This is a genomic window from Nocardia terpenica (assembly GCF_013186535.1).
GTDB lineage: Bacteria > Actinomycetota > Actinomycetes > Mycobacteriales > Mycobacteriaceae > Nocardia > Nocardia terpenica.
Genome location: NZ_JABMCZ010000001.1, coordinates 1,330,878 through 1,354,804 on the forward strand (window position 1 = coordinate 1,330,878; position 23,927 = coordinate 1,354,804).

Here is a 23,927-nt window from a genome sequence, read left to right on the forward strand (position 1 = left end):
GTTCGCTGCTTTGTGCCAGAAAGGATGTGCCCATGTCTGCCGACGTCGTTGATCCGGGTGAACCCAGTAGACCGGCGGCACTGCCCGACTATTCGGCGGGGAGCTACATGCGCGAACTGCGGGACGCCCGCGGGCTCCCGCGCGCACAGGTCGCCAAGTGGCTGCGGATGCAGCCGAACTCCCTGGGTGGGATCGAGAACGGGTACCGCGTGCCGACCCCTGAGAGCGTCGACCAGTTCGCCCGCGCGATGTCGCTGAGCCCCGCCGAAGAACGGTATCTGCGCAAGCTAGCGGCCGTGAGCAAGCCCAAGGCCAAGTTACCGCCCAGGCCGAAGGCCAGTTCCCCATCGCCCGACTACAGCAACGTCATCAGCGTGGACATGCAGGCAGGGCTCGACAAGCTGGTTCCGCATGCAGCCGCGTGGGTTGACCCGCAATGGCGTGTCTTGGCCTCCAATGAGGCGTATCGGCTCGCATACCCTGGCCTCGAAGGGATGGGCAATGTGCTGCGGTGGTTCTTCCGTCATCCCGAATCCCGCGCCACGATGCTGGACTGGGAGGCGGAAGCCGCCCTGACTGTGGCCTGGTTCCGCGCTCTCGTCGGCGAACATGGAAACCCTGCGTGGGCGCTGGAACTACTCCGCGAACTCGGGGATTCGGTGGACTTCGCGCGAATGTGGCGGGCTGGAACCGTGACGTTCAGCCGCAAGACCCCGCACATGCACCTGTGGGACTCCAGGGTTGGCCAGCCGTACACGCTGCTGGTGCAGATCACCCGGGGGCCGAGTGACCTGCCGCCGATGCAGCACTTCCTTGGTATCCGCATGCCATACCAGGGCGGCGACGCGCTTCTCAGGCGCGCCGGCCGCCTCCACTGAGGATTAGGCCGCGACGCGGTGCCTCGCCGACGCCGTGCTGAACAGGGATAGGAACTCCGACAGCGCGGCGTTGGTGGCCTTGGGATGGGTCCAGTTCGCCGCATGGCCAGCGCCTGCGACTGTGGTCACCAGGCCGCGGGCGCCGACGAGGCCCGACGCCATTTCCGCGGACTTCTGGGCGGTGCTGGTCGGATCGTTCTCACCACGCAGAACCAATGCGGGGCAGGCGATTTCATGGAGGCGGTCGAGCGCTGAATCGCGGTCGATGAGGTTGTCGGCAGCCTCGCGGATCCGCAGGCGGTCCGAGGCGGCCCACTTGTTGATCCACGGGGTCTGCTGAGCTTCGGTGCCTCCGATGAGGTGCGGTGCCAGCTGGAGTGCCAATGGCATCAGCGGGACCTCAAGGTCGCACCACCCGCTGAACAGGAAGGCGTAGTCGCCTTTCTCTGCGGGGGTTGAGGCGTCGGCCGTGGTGTCGAGCAGGATGAGCGATTGCACCCTGTCAGGTGCGGTCAGGGCCACGCGCAGAGCGGTGTACCCGCCCTGGGACATGCCAGCGATCACTGCGGTGTCGACGCCAGCGTGATCCATGACTGCGAGGCAGTCCCCGGCGAGGTCCCAATAGGTGAAGGGCTGTCCGGCGGGCGCTTCAGTCTGCCCATGGCCCCGTGCGTCCCACCGGATGATCCGGTACCCCTCGTCGATCAACGGCAGCTGAGGGTCGAACTGGCTGCTGTCCATGAAGAACCCGTGAGCGAACACCACGGGGATGCCGTCGCCGCCGGTGTCGGTGTAGTGGATCCGGACGTCGGCATTGCTTGCATACATGGTTGTGTGCTTCCTTCGAGAACTGGATTGGTTCGTTCTCGCCATTGCGGCGATGAATTTATGACCCATTCGCAACTCGCACAGTTACTGCGAGCGACTCGCACCATTGGTGCGACTTTCTCCCCGTTGGGTGTTTGTCGCACTACATGCAACGCGATTCGATGCCACTTCGTCCAATTCGGAAGCAATTCAATTCCGAATTGATTCAGCCTGGCAGGAGTGCCTGTCCGGCACCACCACCAGGAGCTGCATAGTCGGCCAAACCCGCTGTTCAGCTGGCATAAACTGTGGCAGTGGCACGGCTCACTGAAACGCCGTCGGGGTCGGATTCGATCGCGCGGAACCGCCGTCGCATCGTCTCGCCGGTGCCACCGTTTACGAAGGTAAAGTAATTCAAAAGTGAATTACGGAAGGGCTTGGCGGAATTACCCGTGATCGTGTTCCATTAGCTCACCGCGCACTGTCGGGGGCGCGAGGGAGAACCGTTGCGAGAGAGGAAAGCTCTAATGCCGAGCAGTGACCGTGTCGCCACCTGTGAGAGCGAAAGCGTGATGCTGACTCAGTGTCAGCGCGTGGTGCAGGTGGCCGCGTTCGCGCTCGAGGGCTCGGGGTTCGTGGTGTTCACCTTCTCCGACGGCACCTCCGACGACATCACCGCGGAGCAGGCACTAGAGATCGGGCGGCTCGGCGCGCTCAGTCTCCGTATGGCCGAAGAGGAACCGGCCGATGGCGAGTTAGCCAGCGGTGACCTGCCCGAAGGTGGCGCAGCTGCCTAGCTGGCTCTGAAAAGCATTGTGGGCTCGATCCTTCGAAAGGATCGAGCCCACGCGTGGTTCAGGTAGCGACTACTTCGCCGCGCCGATCAGCCGGACTGCTTCCGCCTCGATGACTCGACGACGCTGCGCGACCAGTCGCTTCGTGATGATCTCGAGTGCAACCCAGTCGGCCGACTCCAGGATGTCCATGCCGGCGACTTCCAACGACTTCGTCTTGCCAGGAAGCTTGCCGATGCCACCCAGGCGGGCGTAGACCGTCTCCGGCTCGATGTTCAGCGCCTCCGCCAGCTTGGTGATGGTGCTCGCGCCGGGCATGCTCGTGTTGTTCTTGCCGGTGACGATGCGGTGCACCGTGCTGGGGCCAAGGCCGGAAGCCTCGGCCAGCTGCTTGATGCTGGGGTCTCCGGTACGGGGGCTGACGAGGCCGGCGGCCTTCATCTCTGACGCCCACGGCTCGGGGGCGAGTTCTCCGCGTGCCATGCCTTCCGGCCTCCTTTCGTGGCGTACACGTCGAACCCACTGTAACGCACCAAAGTTCATGAACTTTGGTTTATGGAACGCCTTCAGACTCCAGCTTTCATCCAGCATCCAGATTCTGCATTGGACATATCCGTTCCAAGCGTTCTATGGTACGTGGGACGCATGAAGGAAAAACCACTGGTACTAGTCGGTCAATGCGGATCTCCCACCGTCCCGCATGCGTTCCAAACCTCCAATACGAGTGCGCATCAGTGCACATGTTGACGTGACATCAGGAATGCTGGCGAAATCAGAGTGACATCCCATACATCCCCTCCAGTGAACGGATGCGCGGTCCCCATGGGCCGCTTCCGCTCCGGATCACCCGAATGGCACGCCGCGCGCGCCGCCGGCCTCGGCGGCAGTGAGATCGCCGCGGTCCTGGGCTTGAGCCCGTGGGAGTCCTACTGGAGTCTGTGGCACCGCAAACAGAACCTGTTGCCCCCGGTCCGCGAGAACGAGCTGATGGTCATGGGCAGCCTGTTCGAGCCGGTCATCTACGAGCACTACCGCGACAACCTGCTCCCGCCCGGCCACACCATGACCACCGGCGAGACCTTCCGGCACAGTGCCTACCCGTGGATGATCGCCAACCCGGACGGTCTCATCTGGGATGAGCAGGGCAATCTCGTCGATGGCCTCGAAATCAAATGTGCCTACCGCGACGACAAGTGGGGCGCGGAAGGTACCGACGAGATCCCTATCTACTACAAGACGCAGGTCTGCTGGTACTGCATTGTGATGGGCCTGCGCGGCATGAACATCCGCGTGGTGTTCGGCGTCGGCGACTGGCGCACCTACCGCTACGAGCCCTCCGAGCAGGACATCCTCACCGTCGCCACTGCCGGCCAGGAGTTCATGACCCGGCTCGAGGCTGGCATCCTGCCCAACCTCGACACCCACCTCGCGACCTACGAAGCGCTCAAGACGCTGCACCCGGACATCGACGGATCCACCGTGCAAGTCACTGCGGATCTGGCCGATCGCTGGTGGGCCGCTCAAGACGCGCTGGCTGCTGCTGAGGACGCGCTGCAAGGGGTCCGCAACGAGCTGACGCACACCATGGGCGACGCCTGGCGCGCTCAATGCGGTGAACAGACCCTCGCCTGGCGACAAGCACGCGGCGGCGGCACCCCCTTCGTGAAGTCCGCCCCCAATCCCCGCTTCGCGGACATTCGAAACGCCCTGAAGAAAGGCTGATAGTGGAACTGCTCGACACCCTCCCGCCCAGAACCACCGTGGGTGGCCGCCCGCCGGCGCATGCCGATAAGGCGGAACTGTTGCGCGCCAACCCTTTGCGCTGGGCCAAGATCATGACCTGCCACAGCGCGACCGTGGCAGCCTCTCAGGCCAACAACATCCGCCGCGGCAAGTTGAGGGCCTTCACACCCTCCGGCACCTTCGAAGCCGCCGCGCGCGACTGCGACGTCTACGCCCGGTACATTCCCGAAAACCAGGTCGGAGCTGATGCTGCATGAGTTCCATTGCCGCTGCGGCCGAGTCCGCCGAGGTCACCCCGGCCTCGATCATCAACAAGTACCGCGACGACATCGCCACCGTGCTGCCACCGAAGCTGCGCGAACGTATCGACCGCTGGATCCGCCTGGCGATCGGCGCAGTCAACTCCAACCCTGAGCTGATCAGCCGCGTCCGCGCCGACCAAGGCGCGTCGATGATGCAGGCGCTCATGAAGTGCGCCGCTCTTGGTCACGAACCCGGCTCCGGCCTCTTCCATCTCGTGCCCAAGGGATCTCGCATCGAAGGCTGGGAGGATTACAAGGGCATTCTTCAGCGCATCGACCGCTCCGGCGTCTACGCCCGGACCGTGATCGGCGTCGTCTACGCAAACGACGAATACAGCTACGACCAGAACGTCGACGAGCGCCCACGCCACGTCCGCGCCACCGGAGACCGCGGCGAGCCCATCTCGTCCTACGCCTATGCGGTCTACCCCAGCGGCGCGATCACCACGGTCGCCGAGGCCACGCCCGAACAGATCGCCTCGTCCAAGTCCAAGGCCCGTGGCGCCGACAACGCCGCCTCCCCATGGAGAGCACCGGGCGCGCCGATGCACCGCAAGGTCGCGGTCCGGCTGCTGGAAAAGCACGTCGCCACGTCCGCCGAGGATCGCCGCGAACCCATCTCCCGCAGCGCCGCGAACGATGTCGTGATCGACGCGACCGCCGACTACTACCAGGAGCCGTGATGCCGAAGACGTCCTACAACGTCGAAGAGGCCGCCGCCGAGTTCGGTTTGAAGCCGCGCGATCTCTACGACGCCATGAAGGCATACGAGCTGGCCTATCACCCGGTGGGCCGCAAGAAGATCATCCTGCACGACGAAATGGTGCGGTGGCTGAGATCCCATCAGCCCGGCAAGCCCAAAGCCGCGGCCTGACAACCCTTCTCGCCCCGACAGGGGATCGGCAGCCCAAGTCCCGAGGGCCGCCGATCCTCTGGTTCGCCACGCCCTGAAACGGATCCATGAACACCGATCTCCTCCCCGCCGAAACCGCCCGCGACCACATCAAATCCCTGATCGAAGGCGGCAGCAACCAATCCCGCATCGCCCGCTGCGCCGAGGTCTCCCGCATCACTGTCGTGCACATCCTCCACGGCTACGTCGTCAACGTCACCCGCGACACCCACGAAGCCATCATGCGAGTCCGTGCCGAAGACGAAAGCCACGGAGTCCCTGCGGGCCACGTCGACGCCGTCGGAAGCCGCCGCCGCGCCCGCGCTCTTGTCGCCGACGGCCACACCAGCGCCCACATCGCGATGCGGGCGCAGGTATCGCTGCGCACCCTGTGGGCCATCCTCGACGCCGAACTTGCCCACGTACCAACCGACATCGCGCACCGGCTTGAACGCGCCTTCGCCGTCATGCAGATGACCCCAGGCAAGAGCGCCAGCGCCCGGAGTTACGCCGCCGCCCGCCGCTGGAACCTGTCCTGGGAATGGGACGAGGAGGATATCGACGTCCGCAACGCCCGGCCCTTCCCCTCAAGCCTCGCCCGCCGCCAGGACATCGTCGACGCCATCAAGGCAGAGACAGAAAACGGCACCCGCTTCCGCCCGGTCGTCATCGCCTCCACTCGCCGCTCCCGTCTTCGGAGCGCCGCGTGAATCTCACAATTCCCGACGACTTCCCCGATGGCCCCCGCTACGCCAACCTCACTGTGGGCGAACAGTATTCGCTCTTGCGCGGCTGGATGTACTGCGCCCGTTACGACACCTTTCTCGTGCCCTCGAGCGTGTGGTTCGCCTTCACCGCTGGCGCCACCCACACCATGCTGGAGCGCGCCGGCCTGATCGAAACCAGCACCGCGCCAGCGGGAGTGATCTGCCCCGGTGGTGGCCGTGCCCGCCGCGCATCGGCGCGCACAAAGACCTTGGCCAAAGCCGACACTCGATTCGACGAGTGGTGGGCAGTATGGCCGCGCAAGCAAGCCAAACGTGACGCGCAGAGAGCATTCAGCAAGGCGCTGAACCTGATCGGCTTCGACGAGCTGATGGCTGCGACCCAAGCCTTCGCCAGCGACCCCAACCGCGAAGACCGCTACACCCCCTACCCCGCCACGTGGCTCAACGGCGAACGGTGGGCCGACGCACCGCTGCCTGCCGACCCCGCCCGCACCCGGTTCGACGCCAGCTCCCGAATCAACACGACCGTCGAGCTGGGCCGCCAACTCGCCGCCGATATCGCCCGCACCACCTCCAGACCAGAAATGCGAGCCCTACCGTGAACCCCCGCCATGTCGAAGCTGCCACAACCGCATACGCGGCTGCGGAAGCGCTCGATCCGCAGATGCCGCCCGCCGACGCGGTTCGGCTACGCGCGTGGGCCGACCTTTTCGCTGACGACGACATCGGCCCCAGCGAGGCCCTGGCCGCGGTGAAGAGCTATTACCGCCAGCCCCAACGTTTCCCGATCAAGCCCGGCGACATCATCGACCGGGTCACCAAGATGCCCATCACCAGCAGCCCCGAGCGCATCGCCGCGTTCATCGACCGCTGGTCCGAGCATCCGTACTCCGATGCGATCCAGCGCTTGACCGGCATGCACTGGAACCCGCCGTTCCCGCCTCCGCCCGCGATCGACCGCCATGACCCGATCGCGCTGCGCGAGTACCACCGCGCGGAGTTCCGGGCGTGGATCGGCAAGAACCGCAACGAGCTGGAACGCCGCGCCCTTGCTCATGGTGAGCAGCTGGAGCTGGGCGCATGATCGCCTACGAACGCGTCCTGGACGCCTTCCGCGACCAGGGCCTGGTCGTCATCGAGCGTGGCGGCAACACGGCCAACGCCCAAGCTCCCGGCCATTCGCCGGCAGATCGGTCGGTGTCCATCCGCGGCATCGAGGGCCAGGTTCTCATTAACAGCCACAGCGACGACACCGATACGGTGCTCGACCAGCTGGGCCTGACGCTGGCGGACCTGTTCGACAACCCGAAAGGCTCGGAGTACCGATACGACGACGGCCGCGTGGTCCACCGGTCGCCCACTAAGCGGTTCATCCAGTCCGGAAACACGCAGGGCAGCAGCCTGTTTCGAGCGAGCCGCCTCGCATCCGCCACCGTGATCTACCTCGTCGAGGGCGAGAAGGACGTCCTGGCCATCGAATCTCTCGGCGGCGTGGCGACCTGCAACGCCGGCGGCGCGGGCAAGCTGCACCTGTTCGACCTCACCCCGCTCTACGGCAAGACCGTGATCGTGGTGCGCGATATGGACCCGGTCGGCGAGAAGCACGCGCGCCAGGCCCTGGAGTTGCTCGACGGCCACGCCGACGTACAGCTGGTGTGCCCGGCCGCAGGCAAGGACTCTTCCGACCACATCATGGCCGGCCACGGCTTGGACGAGTTCGTCGCCGCCACCGCGCCGATGCCCGAAGGCGTCACCAAACTGTCTGACGCTGCGGCGGATTGGTGGGACTGGCAGCAGGCTCCACCTTCGGAGATCCGAATCTTCCCGTCCCCATGGGCTGCACTCAACGACAACATCGCGGGCGGATTCCACCCCAAGCGGTGCTACGTCATCGCTGGCCGTCCTGGCGGCGGAAAGACCATCGGCCTGCTCAACATCGGACAGCACCTCGGTGAGAGCGGGTTCCCGTCGCTGTTCTTCTCCATGGAAATGCCCATGCTGGAGATGGTGTCGCGCGTGATGTCGGCCGGCGCGGAAGCCAACTACGGCCGCATCACCCGCCGCCAGCTCGATCAGTGGGACCTACGCAAGCTCGAGCTGTACCGCGACGGCGGCCGGGTCGAAGAAACCCAGCTCTACCTGATGGATCGCTCCACGCTCACGATCGAGGACATGCGCGCCATCGCGCGGCAGATGAAGCAATCCGTCGGCCTGGACGCCGTGCTCATCGACTACATCGGCCTGGTCACCGCCTCCAAAGGCAAACGCGAACGCCGAGAAGCGTTGGGCCACGTCATGAAAGAGGCCGTGAAGATGGCCAAGGAACTCGACATCGCCGTGTTCATCGCCTCCCAGCTCAACCGCGGCCCCGAACAGTCCTCCCGGCCGCCGGTCCTGTCGGACCTGCGCGAAACCGGCGACATCGAACAGGACTGCGACGCAGCGTTTCTGCTGCACCACCCGCTGATGGACGGCCACCCCACCGGCGAGATCGAAATCATCATCGGCAAAAACCGCACCGGCCCAACAGGAGTCGTCGTCACGCTCCCGTGGCGACCGAACTACGCCAAGATCGGAGTCTGAGCATCTTGCTCATCGAAAAGAAGCCCACCGCCCTACGACACCGCGTCAACGCGGCACTCGAGGTCACCACTCTGGGCATACAGCAGATGCTCGGCCTCACCGACCCCATCGTCGTCGACCTGGAGGCGATCCTCGAAACCTTCGACTGGGGCGCGCCAGAGACCTTCGAAGGCCGCCCGGACTGGGACACCTACTTCCTTGAGATCGCCCGCACCGTCGCCATCCGATCCACCTGTGTGCGCGCCAAAGTCGGCGCGGTCGTAGCCACCGACAACCGGCTGCGCGGGGCTGGCTACAACGAAAGCCCGCCGGGCAAACCCGGCTGTGAATCCTGCCCACGCCGCGAATCAGGCTGCGCCCCAGGCAGTTCGTACGACACCGGCCCCGGCACTTGCCACGCGGTCCACGCCGAAGCCAACGCCCTGCTCGATGCGAACCGCTTCGACCTGCTCGGCGCCACTCTCTACATCACCCGCGAACCCTGCCCCGGCTGCCTGAAGCTCATCGAAGCCGCCGGGATCGTTCGCATCGTTCACCCCTGAAAGGAAGTGCCAGGTGGCCCTCACCTCAACACCCAGAGCCCAATTCGACGTGACCGGGAACGAGCACGCCCTGATCATTTCCGAGCAGCATGCGACGCACGTTTTCAACGTCAGCAACGTCGAGATCCGCACCATTTCCGAGTTCTCGGATCAGCCGACGAGCGTGGAAGTCGTGTTCCGCGCCTCGCGCTTTGACACCCACTCTCGCGGAGTCGTGGCATGAGCGAGGACATCCGCGAACTTCCCCTGAGCTACGTCCTCAACGATGTCGACGCTGGCGCCGCGCATGCCTGGGATTACGAGCTGCGCTGGTTGTGGACCCACGATCGGCACAAAACGCTCGCGATGGTTCAAAGTGTCGCCAAGAGCGGGATCCGCGAGCCTATCTGGATCCGGAGGCCAGCTGGTCCGGATGCGGATAGTCGCCCAAGCATGCTCGGCGGCAACCACGCAGTGGCGGCAGCGGTCGCCCTGCAACTGCCTACCGTTCCGGTGCGTTTTCTGGAAAGCGACGCTGCGTGAGCCAAGGGCAGAAGCCGCGGTGGCCAGAGTTCTACCCGCGCATGAAGTACCGGGCACGAAAACGCGACCAGCGGCGCGTCCGGATCCGGTTCTGGAACGAGCGCTTCGAGCCGCTGTGGCCGCAGCCAACGCTGAGCGCGGCCGTGTTGCTCACCGTCGTGGCATCTCACGAACTGCGTGCCCGCTGGAGCGGAACAGCGACCCAATCGGAATACGAACTGAGATAAGGAGATTCAGCTGTGATCGACGTGCTGATCATGGGCGGCACCTGGAACCCGGGTGGCGACCCGGTCACCGAAGCGTTCGCCCAGCGGCTCGACCCGGAACTGTTCAACTACCAGTACGTGCCGTACCCGGCTACCTACGGCGGATTGGACCTGCCCTACACCTACAGCGTCGAGCAAGGACGCCAGGCGCTGGTAAACGCGATCCATGCAGCACCGAATCCGGTCCTGCTGGCAGGGTATTCGCAAGGAGCGGGGATCGCGGGCGACGTCGCGGCCACCATCAGGCGCGAACCGTTCAGCGGCCTTGAGGTGGTCGGCGTAGCCCTGATCGCGGATCCGCTGAGGCCGCCCGGCTGGGGTTCGGTAGGGATCAATGGCTATGGAATCGCTGGGCAGCGCCCGATTTCGAACATGCCAGCCTGGTGGGCCGTGGCCGACCGCGATCCGATCACCGCGCTGCCGGAGGGTTCGGCGCTGCGTTCCCTGGCGGACTTCACCGGCTACTGGGGCATGAGCAGCGTCGAGAGCTGCGCGCGGTGGGGTCAGTCGATCATCGACACCGCGGCCCAGCAGCGCTATCAGCGGTGGTGGTCTCCGGGGAACTGGCGCGAAACAGCCGATGTCATCGGCCAAGCCAATGCCTATCTGTTCGAAGGCCGCCACACCGGGGCCTACATCGCCGAAGGTCACTGCGAACGCCTGGCCGAGCAGGTGAACCGATACGCCGAGGTGCAAGCGTCCCAAAGAAGCAACTGAGGAACGCAATGAAATCTCAAATATGCTGGTAAAGGCCAACATTGATATACACCCCATATCCCATGGAACTTGGGATATGGGGTAACGTGGCGCTCGTATAGACCTGAGAGGAGCCGCCGCCGTGGCAGCTGGAGATACGCAAATCACTGTCGTCGGGCGCCTGACAGCCGACCCCGAACTGCGGTTCACGCCAGCCGGCGCGGCGGTCGCAAACTTCACCATCGCGTCCAACCCGCGCGTGTTCGACCGGAACGCGAACGAATGGAAGGACGGCGAGGCGCTTTTCATGCGCTGCTACATCTGGCGCGACGCCGCGGAGAATGTCGCCGAGAGCCTCCAGCGCGGGTACGCCGTCGTCGCGCACGGCGTCCTCAAGCAGCGGTCCTACGACACCAAAGAGGGCGACAAGCGCACCGTTGTAGAGCTGGAAGTGTCCTCGATCGGGCCCGACCTGGCCAAGAACCAGCGCGCGCAGGTCACCAAGACTCAGCCCGGCACCGGCACAAGCGGCAAGCAGGACACCTGGGCCAACCCCTCCGGCGGCACCGACACAGCCCCGCCCTTCTGATCCACCTCGCCAAGTAGCGAGCCGTCAACATCACCGCCCGAGTTCGTTTGTCCTTTCATGCCTCGGGAGTTCGGAATTGAAAGTGCGCCCATGACCTTCAACCTCTATGAGAGAGGCGCAACTGCGGCGAGCCCACCCCACCGTCCCAGGGGTGAAAACGGCTGCTGGAGAACGGATCTGGCCATGATTCTCGATCAGGCAATAGCCGTCGACGGGAACACCCAGGCCGCGATCGTTCGCCTGCGCCAAGCCCTCGACACCGGAGCCCTCGACCTCCGATAAAAGCGAGCACAACTCCATATGGCTTCTCACGACCGGGACTGGATGGTCCGCGCGCAATGCCGCGACACCACCGACTACAGCGTCTACGACTCCGACAACCGCGGAGGCGGCCAGGCCGAACAGGCGCAACGCGCCTGCGGTGGATGCCCCGTCCGTGCCGAATGTGCGAGCTACGCACTCAAATTCGCCGACAGTATCGGCGGACTCGTGTGGGCCGGCGTCCCCGTTCCAGAATCGCCGACCACCATCTACTACCACCGCGCACTCGATCGGCTGCGCGCTATCGCAGGCCAGGCCGCATGAGCCTGGGCATCGCCTTCGATGAGGCCGTCAACCCTGCCGCGACCCGCCACGTAATCATCCTTCCCGGCGACCCGCACCCCAAAGGCCGACCGCGGTTCAGCCGAGGTCGCGCCTACACCGCAGATGCCGACCGCGATGCCGAAGCGCGCACCGCTCTGCTTCTCGCGCAGCAGGTTTCGCAACCCCTGGCCGGAAACGTCGCGCTGACGTGTGTGTTCTATCGGCGCACCCGCCGCCGCGTGGACGTGGACAACCTGATCAAACACGTCATGGATTCCGCCAACGGGGTCCTGTGGCGCGACGACTCCCAGTGCACCTCGCTGCGGGGCGTGATCGAACTCGACCGCGAAAACCCGCACACGCTCGTCCTCATTGGCCCCCACGAATCCAGTCTGGTCAGAACATGATCCTCACCCTCACCCGCACCGTGTACCGGATCCTCGGCATCCCTGTCGCCTCGGTGACCCGCCAGGAATGCACCACCGAATCCGACGGCGGCGGCGAAACGTCCGAGGACGACAGCGATTCCACGCCAATGCCGCAGCCGGAACTCACCCAGCATGGCTACGCCTATTCGTGCAGCGAATGCGGCGAACTGCTGCTGGAAGGTCTCGCCGAACCACTTATCGGCGCGGACTACATCGAACTTGCTCTGCACCACGACTGCCAGGAGAACGCTCATGTCGAATCGTGAAAACCGTACTCCGGAAGAGGAACTCGGCGACGCCATCCGCCGCTGGGTTGCCGCCACGTCCGGCGGCGCGCTCGCCACGGACTTCATCATGTTCTCCGCCGCGCACGACCCCGCACGCTCCGGGACCGGCTACTTCCTTGCCATGTCCGAGGGCATGCCGTATCACACCGCGATCGGCCTGACCCAGCACCTAGCCGAGGTCGTCGAAGACAACTTCGCCAACGAGTGACCATGTACGGCCTGCCCAACATCATCGCGCTCCAGGCCGCTGCTGAACGCGCCAACGCGCACATCCCGTACGGCACCGACCTTCCAGAGTTCTCCACCGCAGCCGAAGAGCTTCTGCCCCACGTGTTCCGAGCGATCGACTACCTGTTGTCCGAAGCCGGGCAGTCAGCCGTCGGTGACGTCCGCGCCCACCTCACGGCGCTGATGCGCGCCGGGCACACCCAGGCCAGCATTTGCAAAGCATCCGGGGTGTCCACGGCAACAATCAGCCGGATCATTAATGGCGCCACTGCGAGGCCATCCGCCGAGGTGGCCGAAAAGCTCCTGTCGATTCCCGTGGAAGCACCAACCGCGCGGCCCGTCGACACCGAGCTGCTCGCCAAACTCGAACGAGGCGAGAAGGTTCCGGTGCCGTTCGGGCAGAAGGACCGCTACGCCGAGCTGCTCGCCGCGGCCGGCGCGGACACCCAGCACATCGTGCACACCATGCGCATGTCCTACGCCCGCGCGATCAAGGCCCAGAAGGCGGCAGCATGAAAACCGAACTAACCGCGTGGCAGCTGACCAGCGAACACGCTGGCATGATCCTGTCCTGGCGCAAGAAATCTCGGCTACGCACCGGCACTATCGCGCGCGTCACCCGCCGCGGCAGCGACGAAAACTGCTACGTACACATCGAACTCCGCAACCCCACCGAACTCGCGGTGCTCGCAGGCGGCGAGCTGGTGCACGTGCACCCTTAGTCCTCAGTCTTCGAGGTCTAGGACGGAAATCGAGTATTCGAGCTCGCCGAGGTTGAAGAGTTCGCCCACGCCCATCTGGTCGACCCTCTGGTGAAGGCGTGTCTTCGCACCGGCATCCGTCCGGTGCACTGAGGTGTAACCCTCGTAGCTCTCGCCTTCTCCGTATTCGACGGACATGACGTAGACCTTCTGGGTGCGGTCGTCGAGTATCTGCTGGCGGCGCAGCGCCGCGAGCCGGTCGAGCCAGCCGACAATGTCGGCCGGCGACGGTACGCGCTGGATTGACGCCTTATCGGGAAACAGCAAGCCGGTGTCTGGGATCTTCGCGAAGGCTGAGGCGATCGCGAACATGTCCCGTTGGGTGAAGACGGGCTCGTCGTACAGCGGATTGTCGGTCAAGTTCAGTCCTTGTCGTCGCGGTTGGCCCGATTGTCGAAGAGCATGCCATCGCGGTCTGACATCTCGGCCGCTTGGCGCTGAAGCGCCGCGATGATTTCGGGGTGAAGGTCGGGAAGCCGCCGCGGGAGAAGAACAGTTCCTTTGTCTAGATCGACGTCGCGCCACCGCACATGCTGAATGGCGTCCGCGGCCTCGGCCAAGGGCAGGTTCAGCTGGTCCATGGCCGCGAGGGTCAATTCGGTTCGTACTTCCGCCCTGGCTTTGTCCAGTTCATCTGGCATGTGTGCCCCTGCCCTGCGTGTTCGTGAACGACGGAACCTCGGCCAATATGACCGGGGTTCCGTCGTCTGCCTGTGGTCAGTCTTTCAGCCTTAGAACCCGAACACGGCCTTGAGTAGCGAATCGACCATGGTCATCTCGCTGGCCGTAGCCTGGCCCGCCAGTTCCCCCTTTCGCGATTGGCCAGAGGGACGCGGCATCCTTCGGTCAGCGGACGAACGTGTTGCGGACCTCGCGTAGGGCATGGTTGAGGTCGCTGATCACCGCCAGCAGTAGTTGCTCACCGGTCGCAATGTCGCGCCGCCACGGCAGGTAGCGCGGTTCGTTGATGCGGTCGAAGCTGTCGTAATAGACACGAGCCAGCCGGGTTTCGGAGTTGCAGGACTCCACGAACAACTCGATGCCGCGGATCTCGCCGCACTCGTCGTAGTCGGTGTCATAGGTGACATCCGCGCGTTCGGCGAGGCCGGTCACGCTGAACATGACACCGCCGGGGGATTCCTCGACTTCGGCGGTGGCTCGGATGAGGCTGAACAGTGCGTCAGTCCAACCCGCCGCCCAATCGCCGTCGACCGGCACCTCTGTCCGAGCTGCGGCAGCGGCGAACAGCTTCTCATCGACACGCAGCTCGAGAGTGGGGTCGGGGCTGGACATTTTCTTGCGCCAGAATGCAAGTCGGCCCATGTGCTCGAACAGGTGGCCTGGCTCGAAACCGTTCTCAGCGTAGTCGCGTTGCTCGTCGTCCCAGTTGTATTCGAGTAGGGCGTCAAGGGATTCGAGGATAGAGGTGGGTACGAACATGGCTGTCTCCTGTGTGGATGTCAGAGGCCGAAAACCGCGGCGAGGCATTTGAATTCGTCGGCGAGCATTTGGAGAACCCCGCGCAGGACCGAGGGGTAGGTCCGGTCTGCGGTGGTAGACCAGGCTTCGTCGAGGAAGGGAATGTCGTCGCGGCTGGAGCACTCGACGGTGACGATGACGACGCCCTCGATCGACTTGAGGCGAAGGCTGATGCCCTCGATGTGGCCCATGCGGTCGGCTAGCAACTCGTAGGCCAAGGTGATGCCCTGGGCGACAACATCTTTGATTGCAGGAACGGTGCTGTCAGCGGTGAGGAGTTCGGGGTAGATAAGAAGGCCGTTGTCGTGGAGGCCGCGGTTGATGGCGTCGACGATGTCGCCGATGATCTCGCACCAGGAGTTGTGCCAGCACCAGCCGTCGATCTGGTCGGTGCCGCCGCGGATGACCCAGTCCTCGGACCATTCGTATGACGTGAAGGCTTCGGCCGCGGTCGATTCGTCGAGCTTGAGGATCAGGGGCATGAGGACTCCGTTCGGTTGGGGATGGGTTGTCACGCAGGGGCGGACCACGCGGCCGGCGGTTGGATGCCGATTGCGAGCTGGTCGAGGAGATTGGCTTTCAGATCGCGGATCCGGTCGCCGAGTTCTTCGCACGATCGGATGCTTTCGGAGTCGTCGCCGTCCGCGTCCGCGGCGTTGAGGGCTTCGACGGTGGCCTCGAGGCGCACGATGTCGGCCCACTGGGCATCAGGGTCGAGGAGCTGTCCTCCGGTGCGGGCCGAGTTTGGCTTGGCAACGATCTCCGGCACGGGCATCCGTTTGGGCCGCCGGCCTCCGCCAAGCAGCCACACGGTGAGCTTGGCTTCGGCGAGGTCGCGTTGCTCCCGAAGTTCCTGCATGCGATCGGAGAAGCGCTCCTCGTCCTTGTAGGTCTCCTCCCCACGGTCTATAAGGGCACCGTATGCGTTCGACAGCTCCTCCATTTGGAATGCTAGATGCTCCAGCTCGCACCAGGCAGAGTCCGGGTTATATCCGTCCCAGCTGCTCGTTGTGACGTCGTAGTGCATAGTGTCCTCTTTCTGTCATACGTCCCATGCACACTATGGTGTATGGGATATGGAACGGTATCGGGGCGGTCTCGTCCCGTCGACCGGATGGAAAGTGAGGGCTCGGCCGCATGTGGTTAGTGATCGCGATTGCGCTGGTGATCACCTGCTTGTTGGAGATCGCCTACCTGGCGGCGTCCCTGAAATGGGCTGACCGACTGTGGCGGTGGTCGCGCTGCTCTGAGGGATTCACGGTCATGCTCGCCCTGGTATGGGCGGTTCAGCTGGTAGCCGAGGGGCTGAGTCGGTGAACTCGGCACCGATCGAAGAGCGAGTCACCAGCCGCACCGGCGGGCAGAAGGGCCGCAAGCTTGCACGCTTCGGACTCATCCCCGCCGGCCCGCTCCGCGAGCTCGCCGAACTCTATGGCCGCGGCGCGGCCAAGTACTCAGATGACAACTGGCGCAAGGGGTATGACTGGTCGCTCTCGTTCGACGCGATGATGCGTCACGCCTGGGCGTTCTGGGACGGCGAAGACATCGACGAAGAGACCGGTGCCAAACACATCATGTGCGCGGTGTGGCATGGAATCACGTTGGCCGCCTTCATGGTTCTGCACCGCAGCTTCGATGATCGGCCCACCACACGGCCGGCGAAGGGGGAGGAAATCGAGTGCCCGTTCTGACCGACGGCCCATGGACCCAGCGAATCCTTGGCGGATTCGATCTCGAAACCACCGGCCCAGAACCGGAAACCGCGCGGATCGTGACCGCATGCCTGGCGTACTTCCACGAAGGAAAGCTGAGCAAGCGGACTTGGCTGCTGGATCCAGGCTGCGAGATTCCGCAGGGCGCAACCGAAGTGCACGGTATCTCCACCGAGCAGGCCCGCGCCGAGGGCATGGACTACACGGCCGGCCTCGCTGAAATCACCAACGCCCTGAACTGGCTGTGGGACCAAGGCGCGGTGGTCGCGATCTACAACGGCGCCTACGACTGCACCGTCATGGCTGCCGAGTCCGCCCGTACAGGCGCGCGGGTGTGGCGGCCGGGACCGGTCGTAGATCCGTACGTGATTGACAAGTACTGGGATCCGGACCGCCGCGAGAAGCGCACCCTCCGCATGGTGGCCGCACACTACGGCGTGGCCCTGGAGAACGCGCACAACGCCGACGACGACAGCATGGCCGCCATGCGCCTTGCCTGGGTTCTGGCCCGCACCTACCCCGAGGTCGGAGCGCTCACCGTGCCGCAGCTGATGGACGCCCAAGCCCTGTGGCATCGGCACAACTCCGACAGCTACCGCAACTGGGCGATCACCAAAGCCGCGAACCTGCGCGCCCGCATCGAAGAACTTGCTCAACGGGCTGCTGAGCTGGAACGACGGGCCGCCAACCCCGATAGCGGCTGGCCGCTGCGGCAGGGTGTTCAAACCTCGTGACAAGTCGCAAACGGGCAGTAACCTCAGATGCGAGCGTCGCTCACCCTGCCGGTGGCGGGGACAACTGAATAACAACTGAATATGGCCGGTGACGATCTGAAGTCCCGCCACCCGTCTCGAGCCTCGCGGAAACCGCGCCGAGCCGGGGCCCGCTTCCCCGGGCGCACGCCTGGTCCTTTTCGTGCGCTCGGGGATGCTGGTATCTACGGCCTTCCCAGCAGGTCCACGTCCCCAGCCCCTTCCATATCGCGAACGAAGATGTCGGCGTTCGCTTGATCGGCGTAACGCTGAGCAGCGCGATGATCTCCCCGGCTGATAGCCTTCCGCGCCTTCTTCACGGCCTCGTCGATTCGCTCGTCCAGCTCCTTTCGTGCGTGCTTGCGGCCCGCTTCGTGGATGAGGTCGATCTCCCGCTGCTGACGCCGCGAGATCGCCGCCCGAATTCCTGCTCCCATGCATCTCCTATCTTTCGGTGACTCCGATTGGTCCCTGCGGCTGCACGAGGCTGCGTGACCCGCGCCGACTAGTTGCCCACGGGTTGCTTGAGTCATATTTGATCGCTCAACCTGCGACAATGCGCTAAACGTGTGGTTGCGCACAGCCCCCAACGCTGGTTGGTCAATCGACCAGTCGCGATGGTAGAAATGGCAACCACTCGCAGCCGCGCCTGGAGTGAAGACATCGCCGCACAGCCGGTGCGGACCCACGGCATAACACAACGAGGTGCACCCCCATGCCCAGGACGACGCTCCCGCAGTTCGTTCGGTCGAGACGCGAAACCTTGAGGTACACGCAGGCCCAGCTCGCAGAACTGGCAGGACTGTCGAAATCGGCAATCGAGAAGATCGAGGCCGGCAAGCTCGTCCCCGGCCTTGAATCCCTCGGCACCCTCTTCGACGCATTGCTGATCCCATACATCTACCGCGAGCGCATCATCGCCGCTCTCTTCCCCGGGATGCTGGACCGCATCCTTGGGCCAGCCGGGGGTGTGCCGACCGCCGCCGACATGGCCGACCTTGCGGACCTGCCCTATCCGGCCGCTTACCTCGCGCTGCCCGAAGGCTATGTCTTCGGCACAAACCAGCACTGGGACAACACCTTCCCCGGGTTGCAGGCCAAGGCGAGTATGGTCGAATGGCTCTTCACCGAGCCCTACGCGAAGGTCGTGCTGCTGGATTGGGAGCGAATCGCCCACACCTTCACCTACGGACTGCGCATGATGGGGCCGCTGGCCATGTCGCCCACGCGAATCGCAGACATCACCCAGCGCTGCGAATCCCACCCGCGTTGGGCACACATGTGGATCACCGACCCGGTCGAACCCTTAGCCCAGCAGCCGATTCTGCGGCTCGCCTCCCCGTTCGATTGGAGCATCAGCCAGCGCGAAGTCAGGATTGACAAGCCGCACCTGCCGCACCGGCCCTGGGTTACCTACCGTCTGACGCCGGTTCGGGATCAGGCCGCGGCAGCGTAACCCGGGGCAGAAACGAAACGAGGCCAGCGATTACTCGCCAGCCTCGTCCGTGCGTTCCAGCTCGGCCAAGCCTTCCTTGAGATCGGTGCCGATGAACGGGTGGTCATTCGTGGCCATGAACAACCATGTGCCCCCGGTCAGTTCGATCACTACGCCCGCGACCCTCCTACCGGAGTTCCACGCCAGACTCGTGCCTTCCTCGGCCGTCGGCTCCAATCTCAAACCCATCGCTGCACCCTTCATCTACTTCTTCCACCTTCGCTCAGGCGATCAACACGCCGAATTCCATAACCTCGGCCTTCTCGTGCATGGGCCGATATCCCCGCAGCGCATAGCAACTGGGGCAGGCGAACACCGGCCCGTCGATCGACTTCACCATCGGGCCGCGGCCGACTTTGCAGAACCGGCACAGGCCGCCGCCGGCCACATGCTCGAACCGATCGACCGGACCGAAATGGAAGTCGCCATGCAGCATCAGCGCGCCGGTTACCCGTGCATGTGGATGACGGGTTGCCAGCGCCGACAGCGATTCCTCGTACGGACCCCACAGGGCGCGCACTCGCTGGAACTCGGAGCATCCTGAATCATGCGCGCCGGTCGCGGTGCTGGGATTCGCGCACACCAGCACCGCCCACCGATACTCCAGCTTCATCGGCCCATTCTCGAGCGTGAATCTGCTGGGGCGCAACCACTCCGCGATCAGGCAGCCGTCGCTAGCTTGTGGCCCTGGAGGCGGTGGTGGATCAGCCACACGAGATCGGCAACCACATCGGCCGGCACTCCCTTCACCGAGAGTTTGAAGGTGTCGTCGTAGCTGAACTCAGCCCCGATGTGTTTCGAGTTCATCGCGTCGTGGGGTTCGTCGCGCCGCCAGTTGCTGTGGTTGGTGTAGGTCCAGCCCTCGGTGATATCGGCTAGCTCCTGCATCTGCGCGGCGCGATTGGCGGCCCGGTCGTCCGCGGCTTGCTTCTTCGCCTTCGCCGCGGCGAACTCCTCCCAATACCCCAGCAGCAGTCGTCGTCGGATCTCGGCGGCAATCTTCGCCGCGCCCTTGGCTTTCGAGATCCGGATTGTGTTCTGGAACTTGCGGTCCGCGTATCCGGAGTAGTCGCCGAACGAAGCCCAGACGACGATCTTGCCGCGGTCGACCGCCTGGGCGAAGCGCTGCCCATCGCCGTCGACGAGCGTGAGGTGCTGGCTGTCGAGGGAGTAGAGCTTGACCCGGTCGAAGTCGTAGGCGGCGCGCCAGTCGCCGTCGAGGTGGTAAACGATCTCCTGCATGAACGGCTCGTCGTATTCGCGCATAGTGAATCTCCCTGTCCTTGAGGTGGTTTCATCAGAAATGAGTTCTGGATGGAGGCTCGGACGCGTCGACCCCGGTGATGGTCTGCGTCTTCACCAAGTCCTTGCGTGGTCGCCACTCGATCTGGATGTGGCGGTCGCCGAGGTTCAGTCCGAAAGTGATGCCGTCGTCGACGGTCACGATGCCAACCCACACGACGCCGCGATGCCCGGTCAGCCGGTGGGGCCGGTCGAACTCTCGGACGACCCGAACCTTTTGGCCGACAGTGAGTTCCGTACTTCCGGACGTCTCAATCGCTCCGTTCTCATGTTGCGGCTGCTCTATCGGGTAGACCCGGACGCCCCAGTCCGCGATGACCTCGGCGGTCGACGGCCGCGGGGCATCGCTGTCGAGATCGACCGGCGGCTGTATGCCGTAGAGCTCCAGCTCGGCCGCGTGCTCGGCGGCCCTGACTCGCTCGGCGTCTTTCTGCGCTGCGCGCCGAGCGAAATACCTTCGGTCGCAAGGTACTTCCCAGTAACACACCACTGGGAAGGTCAGGTATCGAGCGTCAGGGTCCGAGGACTTGAATGCGGCCACACCCACTCGCCCACAGCGCCTGCACGTGTACTTGATGTGGTTGGTGCTGAAGTCGCCACCCATGGGCTAGTCCCAAGCGGCCGAGACAATCTTGCCCTCGGCGATGCCATCGGTCACTGCGGTGATCTCCACGTTGTCCCGCCAGCTCACAGAGGTGGGTGCGAAGCCGCCGCCGCAGGCCAGCACCAGCCCCGAGCCGCCGAGGGCGATGATGGATCCGACCGATTCGATGCGTCTCTTCGACTCGAACCGAGGCTCTTCGAGTACCTGGACGACCCGGATTCGATGCCCCACTCGCAAATGCGCGAACTGGTCCGGGATGGGCCGCACGATCTCAATCTCGTCGATCTCGCGGTCCGTGGTGGCGACGTAATTGCCTGCCTCGTTGCCCTCCTCCTCGGCCAGTACCTCCGAGTCGAAGAGTTCGGAGACCGCGTCGTCGTCGAGTTCGTCAAGGTCGTCGGGCAGTTCGTCGTCACCGGCGAGCATCTCGAGCAGTTCCGCCCGGGAGACGCGCATCTCGAACTGCTCGGTGGTCGACCAACGGATGACAACTTCCTCGACTGGGGTGGCGGCTGCGGACATGGCTGTACCTCCTTGGTGGGGAATGGGTTTCGATGGGTGCTCGGACGAGCGCGCCAGTGGTCAGGACCGGGCACGCACCGCGGTGGCGATGCGTGCCCGACTCAAACGGCGGGCGCGTTAGAGGAACTTGTGCGACACGAAATCGACGTCGCTATCGCGCTCGACGAGGTAGGAGTCCTCTTCGAGGTCACTGAGGTTGTCCGAGAGGATTTCGGCGATCTCGTTGGGACTCAGCGCTTCCGGGTCGTCGCCGCCCAGCTCTTCCTTGTACTGGTCGATGAACTCTTCCAGCGGCTGCTTGTAGGTGAACTGCTCGGTTGAAGTTCGGGTCCAGGTGTATTCGATGAACTGCTTGGGCATGGGGCTCCTCCTGCGTTGTTGGGGTGGTCAGGCCGGCTGAAGTTCGAGGACGCGCATGAGGTCCTTGCGGGCGATTTCGTCCTTCTTGGCGGTGTCGCCCTCGATGGCGTTGGCCATGTTCCGGTCGGCGCGCGAGACCTTGCTGTTGCCGATGGACGCGAAGTGGTGGTTGTAGGTGTTGACTGCCTGCAACACACCGAAAGCCGTTCCCGCCCAGGGCTCCACGCGGTTGTCGTGCCGGTACAGGTCGGTCAACTTCTCGCGCTTGTTGACCACGCGGGTCTTGGCTGCGCCTTCCTTCTCGGGCATCGGAGCCCACTCGCCCAGGAAGTCGTTGAACTGGCGGGTGCTGACCGAGATCCTGCACAGCTCACGGATCTCGTCGGCGAAGTCGTCGGCGCTGTCGATGATCAGCTTCAACGCATCGCGGGCCTCGGTGATCTTCAGCTTCGAGTTCTTCGAGTGCTTGGTCTTGAACCGCAGCCCCGATGCCCGCGCTTCGGCCTCGGCGGCGAACCGGGTGTTGTCGCACACCACCAGCGTGTGTGTCGCCGAATACTGGGTGGCTAGGGAGCCGTCGTGGGAGGTCCAGGCGAGTAGGTTCGGCCGGAAGTCCACGCCTTCAGCGGTCTTCACCGTGTCCGGGCGTTCGATCTGCACCCACGCCTGCGCTGACTCACGCAGCAGGCCGGCCGACGTGACGCCAAGCGAGTCGGTACTGGCTGCGAGGCCGTCTGCGGTGATGAGCTGCGCGACCTTGGCCAGAAGCCATTCCTGGTACTGATGCGGCTCGTAGCCTGCCTTGAAAACACCGAAGTCGTACTTGGTTTCGGAGTGGTAGATCGTCTGGCGACCGGTCTGGGTCAGGTGGATCATGTACGGCTGCCCGTCCGGGCCGATCCAGTTCCACTCGCCGGTGAGCGTGCTCGGTTCGGCGAACGCGCTGACGCCGGACTTGGCTTCGAAGTTGAACAGGCGACGGATGATGTCGTCCACCGGGATGAAGCCGGGGTAGTGATTGGGCTCCTCGCCCTGCATGGTCGCCTTGTAGTGCCAGGCGTTTCCGCGCTTCTCGGTCATTCCGACCAAGATGTTGGTGTTCAGCCATTCCATGGTTTCGCGAGACATGGTTTCTCCCTTGGTGTTTGGGTGGTGAGGAATTGGCGGCCGGTATCCGCCAGGTGAAAGCGAAGGGTCAGGCGATGACGTTGTCGTCGGACGGGCGCGGCCACTTGGAGTGGGCGTCCCAGCCTGAGCAGGTGTGCATGTGGTCCAGGGCGTGCCGGGCCAGGGTGCCGAGGCTGTCGCCGTCCTCGTGCTGGTAGACCACCGTGCTGCACAGCGTGCAGACCGCGTCCATGGCCAGGACATCTATGTCCTCGGTCTCGCGGAGGTCCACCCAGTCCAATACGTCCGACAGCGCCGGGGTGATGTGCGGCCGGAGCGGATGGTGAACCGTGACCTGCACGGTGTTGGTCCCGCGCAGGTCGTAGAACGGGTCGTAGTTGTGCACCGGGCTGCCGTCGTTGAAGAAGGTCATTCGCGCCTCACCAGCCGCTGTAATCGAACAGGTCGAAAGCTGTCGGTGCTGGCACGCTCACTTTCCATCGGCGAACGGGCATCGTGAACATCACCCTCGGTGCCGACTCGTCGTCGTGATGGTGCGCCCACGCAGCAGCCAGCGAATGCTGGCCTGCATCGACGGGTTCGAGCGTCACCGCGGCGTCACCGTCGTATGCCCTACCCACGTAGACGAGTTGGCCGTTTCCGATCAGCTCGAATGTGCCGTCCACAGGCACGCTGTCTACGCACGGAGCGAGGATCAGGTTGCCCGCCAGGCCAACTCCGGCGAATCGGTGGACTATGCCGTCGGCATACTCGAGCAGATCGCCATCGAGAGCGCCGCAGTCATGGCACCATTCGGGCTCGTTCCGGCCCTGCTCGAACTCCACTACCCACGCGCGGACCATGAGTTCGTCTGCTTCGTCCCACACGGCGCGGGAGGCCGATCCGATGGGCACGATGTCATTGCGTTGTGTCACTTGGCTTTTCCCATGTTTGAGCAGGCCG

Annotated in this window: 41 protein-coding genes; 24 read left to right on the top strand and 17 right to left on the bottom strand. The window is 64.3% G+C overall.

All coding sequences use genetic code 11. The annotated features are described in order from the left end of the window. The first annotated feature begins 32 nt into the window (after nucleotides 1-32). The gene (locus HPY32_RS06100) at nucleotides 33-878 is read left to right on the top strand and encodes an MmyB family transcriptional regulator (protein WP_082871677.1); all 846 of its coding nucleotides are present in this window, start codon (nucleotides 33-35) and stop codon (nucleotides 876-878) included. Nucleotides 879-881: 3 nt separating this feature from the next. Here the strand turns inward: HPY32_RS06100 and HPY32_RS06105 are convergent, their stop codons facing one another. Next, entirely contained in the window at nucleotides 882-1,706 is an 825-nt protein-coding gene (locus tag HPY32_RS06105) for an alpha/beta fold hydrolase (RefSeq protein WP_067592812.1), read from the bottom strand. Between the two features lie 506 nt (nucleotides 1,707-2,212). Here HPY32_RS06105 and HPY32_RS06110 point away from each other — a divergent pair. Continuing rightward, nucleotides 2,213-2,482 (top strand): hypothetical protein, encoded by a 270-nt coding sequence (locus tag HPY32_RS06110; protein WP_067592811.1) that lies wholly within the window; start codon nucleotides 2,213-2,215, stop codon nucleotides 2,480-2,482. Between the two features lie 69 nt (nucleotides 2,483-2,551). Here HPY32_RS06110 and HPY32_RS06115 read toward each other — a convergent pair whose 3' ends face one another. Continuing rightward, entirely contained in the window at nucleotides 2,552-2,962 is a 411-nt protein-coding gene (locus HPY32_RS06115) for a helix-turn-helix domain-containing protein (RefSeq protein ID WP_067592801.1), read from the bottom strand. 339 nt (nucleotides 2,963-3,301) lie between these two features. Here HPY32_RS06115 and HPY32_RS06120 point away from each other — a divergent pair, with 339 nt between their 5' ends. The 19 genes from HPY32_RS06120 (at nucleotide 3,302) to HPY32_RS06210 (ending at nucleotide 13,592) form a co-directional block, all read left to right on the top strand. After that, entirely contained in the window at nucleotides 3,302-4,201 is a 900-nt protein-coding gene (locus HPY32_RS06120) for a YqaJ viral recombinase family nuclease (RefSeq protein WP_067592797.1), read from the top strand. A gap of 2 nt (nucleotides 4,202-4,203) precedes the next feature. After that, nucleotides 4,204-4,479, top strand: coding sequence for a hypothetical protein (locus tag HPY32_RS06125; protein WP_067592794.1), 276 nt, complete (start codon nucleotides 4,204-4,206; stop codon nucleotides 4,477-4,479). Continuing rightward, nucleotides 4,476-5,207 (top strand): RecT family recombinase, encoded by a 732-nt coding sequence (locus HPY32_RS06130; protein ID WP_067592792.1) that lies wholly within the window; start codon nucleotides 4,476-4,478, stop codon nucleotides 5,205-5,207. Before HPY32_RS06125 ends, HPY32_RS06130 begins: the two co-directional genes overlap by 4 nt. Beyond that, complete coding sequence (locus tag HPY32_RS06135) at nucleotides 5,207-5,398, top strand: helix-turn-helix domain-containing protein (protein WP_067592789.1); 192 nt, start codon at nucleotides 5,207-5,209, stop codon at nucleotides 5,396-5,398. Before HPY32_RS06130 ends, HPY32_RS06135 begins: the two co-directional genes overlap by 1 nt. 86 nt (nucleotides 5,399-5,484) lie before the next feature. Next, the gene (locus HPY32_RS06140; protein WP_067592786.1) at nucleotides 5,485-6,126 is read left to right on the top strand and encodes a hypothetical protein; all 642 of its coding nucleotides are present in this window, start codon (nucleotides 5,485-5,487) and stop codon (nucleotides 6,124-6,126) included. Then, nucleotides 6,123-6,746, top strand: a complete 624-nt coding sequence (locus tag HPY32_RS06145) for an LvrA C-terminal domain-related protein (protein ID WP_067592784.1) — start codon at nucleotides 6,123-6,125, stop codon at nucleotides 6,744-6,746. Before HPY32_RS06140 ends, HPY32_RS06145 begins: the two co-directional genes overlap by 4 nt. 62 nt (nucleotides 6,747-6,808) lie before the next feature. Then, nucleotides 6,809-7,228, top strand: a complete 420-nt coding sequence (locus tag HPY32_RS06150) for a hypothetical protein (RefSeq protein ID WP_067592781.1) — start codon at nucleotides 6,809-6,811, stop codon at nucleotides 7,226-7,228. Next, nucleotides 7,225-8,727: a DnaB-like helicase C-terminal domain-containing protein gene (locus tag HPY32_RS06155; RefSeq protein WP_067592777.1), complete on the top strand. Its 1,503-nt coding sequence runs from the start codon at nucleotides 7,225-7,227 to the stop codon at nucleotides 8,725-8,727. The genes HPY32_RS06150 and HPY32_RS06155 overlap by 4 nt, the downstream gene beginning before the upstream one ends. After that, a complete protein-coding gene (locus HPY32_RS06160) occupies nucleotides 8,694-9,269 on the top strand; it encodes a deoxycytidylate deaminase (protein WP_197696591.1) in 576 nt (191 codons plus the stop codon). The genes HPY32_RS06155 and HPY32_RS06160 overlap by 34 nt, the downstream gene beginning before the upstream one ends. Before the next feature lie 13 nt (nucleotides 9,270-9,282). Then, on the top strand, nucleotides 9,283-9,492 hold the full coding sequence (locus HPY32_RS06165) for a hypothetical protein (protein WP_156674655.1): 210 nt from the start codon (nucleotides 9,283-9,285) through the stop codon (nucleotides 9,490-9,492). After that, entirely contained in the window at nucleotides 9,489-9,791 is a 303-nt protein-coding gene (locus tag HPY32_RS06170) for a hypothetical protein (protein ID WP_067592774.1), read from the top strand. Before HPY32_RS06165 ends, HPY32_RS06170 begins: the two co-directional genes overlap by 4 nt. A gap of 239 nt (nucleotides 9,792-10,030) precedes the next feature. Further along, nucleotides 10,031-10,774, top strand: coding sequence for a PE-PPE domain-containing protein (locus HPY32_RS06175; RefSeq protein ID WP_067592768.1), 744 nt, complete (start codon nucleotides 10,031-10,033; stop codon nucleotides 10,772-10,774). A gap of 121 nt (nucleotides 10,775-10,895) precedes the next feature. After that, a complete protein-coding gene (locus HPY32_RS06180) occupies nucleotides 10,896-11,342 on the top strand; it encodes a single-stranded DNA-binding protein (protein WP_067592765.1) in 447 nt (148 codons plus the stop codon). 300 nt (nucleotides 11,343-11,642) lie between these two features. Continuing rightward, nucleotides 11,643-11,927, top strand: a complete 285-nt coding sequence (locus tag HPY32_RS06185; RefSeq protein ID WP_082871675.1) for a WhiB family transcriptional regulator — start codon at nucleotides 11,643-11,645, stop codon at nucleotides 11,925-11,927. After that, nucleotides 11,924-12,334 carry a RusA family crossover junction endodeoxyribonuclease gene (locus tag HPY32_RS06190; protein WP_067592759.1) on the top strand — a complete coding sequence of 137 codons (411 nt, stop codon included), beginning with the start codon at nucleotides 11,924-11,926 and terminating at the stop codon, nucleotides 12,332-12,334. Before HPY32_RS06185 ends, HPY32_RS06190 begins: the two co-directional genes overlap by 4 nt. After that, nucleotides 12,331-12,621 (top strand): hypothetical protein, encoded by a 291-nt coding sequence (locus tag HPY32_RS06195; RefSeq protein ID WP_067592756.1) that lies wholly within the window; start codon nucleotides 12,331-12,333, stop codon nucleotides 12,619-12,621. Before HPY32_RS06190 ends, HPY32_RS06195 begins: the two co-directional genes overlap by 4 nt. Then, nucleotides 12,608-12,850: a hypothetical protein gene (locus HPY32_RS06200; RefSeq protein ID WP_067592753.1), complete on the top strand. Its 243-nt coding sequence runs from the start codon at nucleotides 12,608-12,610 to the stop codon at nucleotides 12,848-12,850. The genes HPY32_RS06195 and HPY32_RS06200 overlap by 14 nt, the downstream gene beginning before the upstream one ends. Nucleotides 12,851-12,852: 2 nt before the next feature. Then, nucleotides 12,853-13,386, top strand: a complete 534-nt coding sequence (locus HPY32_RS06205; protein ID WP_067592750.1) for a helix-turn-helix domain-containing protein — start codon at nucleotides 12,853-12,855, stop codon at nucleotides 13,384-13,386. Beyond that, the gene (locus HPY32_RS06210) at nucleotides 13,383-13,592 is read left to right on the top strand and encodes a hypothetical protein (protein WP_067592747.1); all 210 of its coding nucleotides are present in this window, start codon (nucleotides 13,383-13,385) and stop codon (nucleotides 13,590-13,592) included. Before HPY32_RS06205 ends, HPY32_RS06210 begins: the two co-directional genes overlap by 4 nt. Before the next feature lie 3 nt (nucleotides 13,593-13,595). Here the strand turns inward: HPY32_RS06210 and HPY32_RS06215 are convergent, their stop codons facing one another. From HPY32_RS06215 to HPY32_RS06235, 5 genes are all read right to left on the bottom strand, one after another. Then, the gene (locus HPY32_RS06215; RefSeq protein WP_067592744.1) at nucleotides 13,596-13,991 is read right to left on the bottom strand and encodes a hypothetical protein; all 396 of its coding nucleotides are present in this window, start codon (nucleotides 13,989-13,991) and stop codon (nucleotides 13,596-13,598) included. A gap of 2 nt (nucleotides 13,992-13,993) precedes the next feature. Then, entirely contained in the window at nucleotides 13,994-14,272 is a 279-nt protein-coding gene (locus tag HPY32_RS06220) for a hypothetical protein (protein WP_156674654.1), read from the bottom strand. A 205-nt stretch (nucleotides 14,273-14,477) separates the two neighbouring features. Then, nucleotides 14,478-15,071, bottom strand: coding sequence for a hypothetical protein (locus HPY32_RS06225; RefSeq protein ID WP_067592738.1), 594 nt, complete (start codon nucleotides 15,069-15,071; stop codon nucleotides 14,478-14,480). Nucleotides 15,072-15,091: 20 nt separating this feature from the next. Further along, nucleotides 15,092-15,592 carry a hypothetical protein gene (locus tag HPY32_RS06230; protein ID WP_067592735.1) on the bottom strand — a complete coding sequence of 167 codons (501 nt, stop codon included), beginning with the start codon at nucleotides 15,590-15,592 and terminating at the stop codon, nucleotides 15,092-15,094. A 29-nt stretch (nucleotides 15,593-15,621) separates the two neighbouring features. Beyond that, nucleotides 15,622-16,137 carry a hypothetical protein gene (locus HPY32_RS06235; RefSeq protein WP_156674653.1) on the bottom strand — a complete coding sequence of 172 codons (516 nt, stop codon included), beginning with the start codon at nucleotides 16,135-16,137 and terminating at the stop codon, nucleotides 15,622-15,624. Nucleotides 16,138-16,423: 286 nt separating this feature from the next. Between HPY32_RS06235 and HPY32_RS06240 the strand changes: the two genes are divergently transcribed. Beyond that, the gene (locus HPY32_RS06240) at nucleotides 16,424-16,801 is read left to right on the top strand and encodes a dATP/dGTP diphosphohydrolase domain-containing protein (protein WP_082871673.1); all 378 of its coding nucleotides are present in this window, start codon (nucleotides 16,424-16,426) and stop codon (nucleotides 16,799-16,801) included. Beyond that, nucleotides 16,789-17,556 carry an exonuclease domain-containing protein gene (locus tag HPY32_RS06245; RefSeq protein WP_067592727.1) on the top strand — a complete coding sequence of 256 codons (768 nt, stop codon included), beginning with the start codon at nucleotides 16,789-16,791 and terminating at the stop codon, nucleotides 17,554-17,556. Before HPY32_RS06240 ends, HPY32_RS06245 begins: the two co-directional genes overlap by 13 nt. A 203-nt stretch (nucleotides 17,557-17,759) precedes the next feature. Here HPY32_RS06245 and HPY32_RS06250 read toward each other — a convergent pair whose 3' ends face one another. Further along, nucleotides 17,760-18,011 carry a hypothetical protein gene (locus HPY32_RS06250; RefSeq protein ID WP_067592724.1) on the bottom strand — a complete coding sequence of 84 codons (252 nt, stop codon included), beginning with the start codon at nucleotides 18,009-18,011 and terminating at the stop codon, nucleotides 17,760-17,762. Nucleotides 18,012-18,289: 278 nt separating this feature from the next. Here HPY32_RS06250 and HPY32_RS06255 point away from each other — a divergent pair, with 278 nt between their 5' ends. Further along, nucleotides 18,290-19,030, top strand: a complete 741-nt coding sequence (locus tag HPY32_RS06255; RefSeq protein ID WP_082871672.1) for a helix-turn-helix domain-containing protein — start codon at nucleotides 18,290-18,292, stop codon at nucleotides 19,028-19,030. Nucleotides 19,031-19,060: 30 nt separating this feature from the next. Here HPY32_RS06255 and HPY32_RS06260 read toward each other — a convergent pair whose 3' ends face one another. The 9 genes from HPY32_RS06260 to HPY32_RS06300 all read right to left on the bottom strand — a co-directional run bounded on the left by HPY32_RS06260 (nucleotide 19,061) and on the right by HPY32_RS06300 (nucleotide 23,827). Beyond that, on the bottom strand, nucleotides 19,061-19,273 hold the full coding sequence (locus tag HPY32_RS06260) for a hypothetical protein (protein WP_156674652.1): 213 nt from the start codon (nucleotides 19,271-19,273) through the stop codon (nucleotides 19,061-19,063). 19 nt (nucleotides 19,274-19,292) lie between these two features. Beyond that, nucleotides 19,293-19,589, bottom strand: a complete 297-nt coding sequence (locus tag HPY32_RS06265) for a hypothetical protein (RefSeq protein ID WP_216675880.1) — start codon at nucleotides 19,587-19,589, stop codon at nucleotides 19,293-19,295. A 140-nt stretch (nucleotides 19,590-19,729) separates the two neighbouring features. Next, nucleotides 19,730-20,335, bottom strand: a complete 606-nt coding sequence (locus HPY32_RS06270; protein WP_067592715.1) for a hypothetical protein — start codon at nucleotides 20,333-20,335, stop codon at nucleotides 19,730-19,732. 31 nt (nucleotides 20,336-20,366) lie between these two features. Then, nucleotides 20,367-20,912: a hypothetical protein gene (locus HPY32_RS06275; RefSeq protein ID WP_156674650.1), complete on the bottom strand. Its 546-nt coding sequence runs from the start codon at nucleotides 20,910-20,912 to the stop codon at nucleotides 20,367-20,369. A 66-nt stretch (nucleotides 20,913-20,978) separates the two neighbouring features. Then, nucleotides 20,979-21,497 (bottom strand): hypothetical protein, encoded by a 519-nt coding sequence (locus tag HPY32_RS06280; protein ID WP_067592709.1) that lies wholly within the window; start codon nucleotides 21,495-21,497, stop codon nucleotides 20,979-20,981. Between the two features lie 117 nt (nucleotides 21,498-21,614). Next, nucleotides 21,615-21,857, bottom strand: coding sequence for a hypothetical protein (locus tag HPY32_RS06285; RefSeq protein ID WP_067592706.1), 243 nt, complete (start codon nucleotides 21,855-21,857; stop codon nucleotides 21,615-21,617). Between the two features lie 27 nt (nucleotides 21,858-21,884). Continuing rightward, complete coding sequence (locus HPY32_RS06290) at nucleotides 21,885-22,985, bottom strand: DUF932 domain-containing protein (protein WP_082871671.1); 1,101 nt, start codon at nucleotides 22,983-22,985, stop codon at nucleotides 21,885-21,887. A gap of 67 nt (nucleotides 22,986-23,052) precedes the next feature. Further along, entirely contained in the window at nucleotides 23,053-23,397 is a 345-nt protein-coding gene (locus HPY32_RS06295; RefSeq protein ID WP_067592701.1) for a hypothetical protein, read from the bottom strand. A 7-nt stretch (nucleotides 23,398-23,404) separates the two neighbouring features. Then, complete coding sequence (locus HPY32_RS06300; RefSeq protein ID WP_156674649.1) at nucleotides 23,405-23,827, bottom strand: hypothetical protein; 423 nt, start codon at nucleotides 23,825-23,827, stop codon at nucleotides 23,405-23,407. Nucleotides 23,828-23,927 lie beyond the last annotated feature (100 nt).

Bases quoted from the DNA above. Each gene is read 5' to 3' on its own strand.
- HPY32_RS06140 (WP_067592786.1), top strand. From the start codon at position 5,485: ATGAACACCGATCTCCTCCCCGCCGAAACCGCCCGCGACCACATCAAA.
- HPY32_RS06170 (WP_067592774.1), top strand. From the start codon at position 9,489: ATGAGCGAGGACATCCGCGAACTTCCCCTGAGCTACGTCCTCAACGAT.
- HPY32_RS06235 (WP_156674653.1), bottom strand. From the start codon at position 16,137: ATGCACTACGACGTCACAACGAGCAGCTGGGACGGATATAACCCGGAC.
- HPY32_RS06135 (WP_067592789.1), top strand. From the start codon at position 5,207: ATGCCGAAGACGTCCTACAACGTCGAAGAGGCCGCCGCCGAGTTCGGT.
- HPY32_RS06150 (WP_067592781.1), top strand. From the start codon at position 6,809: ATGCCGCCCGCCGACGCGGTTCGGCTACGCGCGTGGGCCGACCTTTTC.
- HPY32_RS06250 (WP_067592724.1), bottom strand. From the start codon at position 18,011: ATGGGAGCAGGAATTCGGGCGGCGATCTCGCGGCGTCAGCAGCGGGAG.
- HPY32_RS06105 (WP_067592812.1), bottom strand. From the start codon at position 1,706: ATGTATGCAAGCAATGCCGACGTCCGGATCCACTACACCGACACCGGC.
- HPY32_RS06130 (WP_067592792.1), top strand. From the start codon at position 4,476: ATGAGTTCCATTGCCGCTGCGGCCGAGTCCGCCGAGGTCACCCCGGCC.
- HPY32_RS06255 (WP_082871672.1), top strand. From the start codon at position 18,290: ATGCCCAGGACGACGCTCCCGCAGTTCGTTCGGTCGAGACGCGAAACC.
- HPY32_RS06190 (WP_067592759.1), top strand. From the start codon at position 11,924: ATGAGCCTGGGCATCGCCTTCGATGAGGCCGTCAACCCTGCCGCGACC.
- HPY32_RS06115 (WP_067592801.1), bottom strand. From the start codon at position 2,962: ATGGCACGCGGAGAACTCGCCCCCGAGCCGTGGGCGTCAGAGATGAAG.
- HPY32_RS06205 (WP_067592750.1), top strand. From the start codon at position 12,853: ATGTACGGCCTGCCCAACATCATCGCGCTCCAGGCCGCTGCTGAACGC.
- HPY32_RS06200 (WP_067592753.1), top strand. From the start codon at position 12,608: ATGTCGAATCGTGAAAACCGTACTCCGGAAGAGGAACTCGGCGACGCC.
- HPY32_RS06300 (WP_156674649.1), bottom strand. From the start codon at position 23,827: ATGGTCCGCGCGTGGGTAGTGGAGTTCGAGCAGGGCCGGAACGAGCCC.
- HPY32_RS06285 (WP_067592706.1), bottom strand. From the start codon at position 21,857: ATGCCCAAGCAGTTCATCGAATACACCTGGACCCGAACTTCAACCGAG.
- HPY32_RS06280 (WP_067592709.1), bottom strand. From the start codon at position 21,497: ATGTCCGCAGCCGCCACCCCAGTCGAGGAAGTTGTCATCCGTTGGTCG.
- HPY32_RS06100 (WP_082871677.1), top strand. From the start codon at position 33: ATGTCTGCCGACGTCGTTGATCCGGGTGAACCCAGTAGACCGGCGGCA.
- HPY32_RS06290 (WP_082871671.1), bottom strand. From the start codon at position 22,985: ATGTCTCGCGAAACCATGGAATGGCTGAACACCAACATCTTGGTCGGA.
- HPY32_RS06225 (WP_067592738.1), bottom strand. From the start codon at position 15,071: ATGTTCGTACCCACCTCTATCCTCGAATCCCTTGACGCCCTACTCGAA.
- HPY32_RS06195 (WP_067592756.1), top strand. From the start codon at position 12,331: ATGATCCTCACCCTCACCCGCACCGTGTACCGGATCCTCGGCATCCCT.
- HPY32_RS06210 (WP_067592747.1), top strand. From the start codon at position 13,383: ATGAAAACCGAACTAACCGCGTGGCAGCTGACCAGCGAACACGCTGGC.
- HPY32_RS06155 (WP_067592777.1), top strand. From the start codon at position 7,225: ATGATCGCCTACGAACGCGTCCTGGACGCCTTCCGCGACCAGGGCCTG.
- HPY32_RS06185 (WP_082871675.1), top strand. From the start codon at position 11,643: ATGGCTTCTCACGACCGGGACTGGATGGTCCGCGCGCAATGCCGCGAC.
- HPY32_RS06295 (WP_067592701.1), bottom strand. From the start codon at position 23,397: ATGACCTTCTTCAACGACGGCAGCCCGGTGCACAACTACGACCCGTTC.
- HPY32_RS06110 (WP_067592811.1), top strand. From the start codon at position 2,213: ATGCCGAGCAGTGACCGTGTCGCCACCTGTGAGAGCGAAAGCGTGATG.
- HPY32_RS06230 (WP_067592735.1), bottom strand. From the start codon at position 15,592: ATGCCCCTGATCCTCAAGCTCGACGAATCGACCGCGGCCGAAGCCTTC.
- HPY32_RS06270 (WP_067592715.1), bottom strand. From the start codon at position 20,335: ATGCGCGAATACGACGAGCCGTTCATGCAGGAGATCGTTTACCACCTC.
- HPY32_RS06260 (WP_156674652.1), bottom strand. From the start codon at position 19,273: ATGAAGGGTGCAGCGATGGGTTTGAGATTGGAGCCGACGGCCGAGGAA.
- HPY32_RS06120 (WP_067592797.1), top strand. From the start codon at position 3,302: ATGGGCCGCTTCCGCTCCGGATCACCCGAATGGCACGCCGCGCGCGCC.
- HPY32_RS06220 (WP_156674654.1), bottom strand. From the start codon at position 14,272: ATGCCAGATGAACTGGACAAAGCCAGGGCGGAAGTACGAACCGAATTG.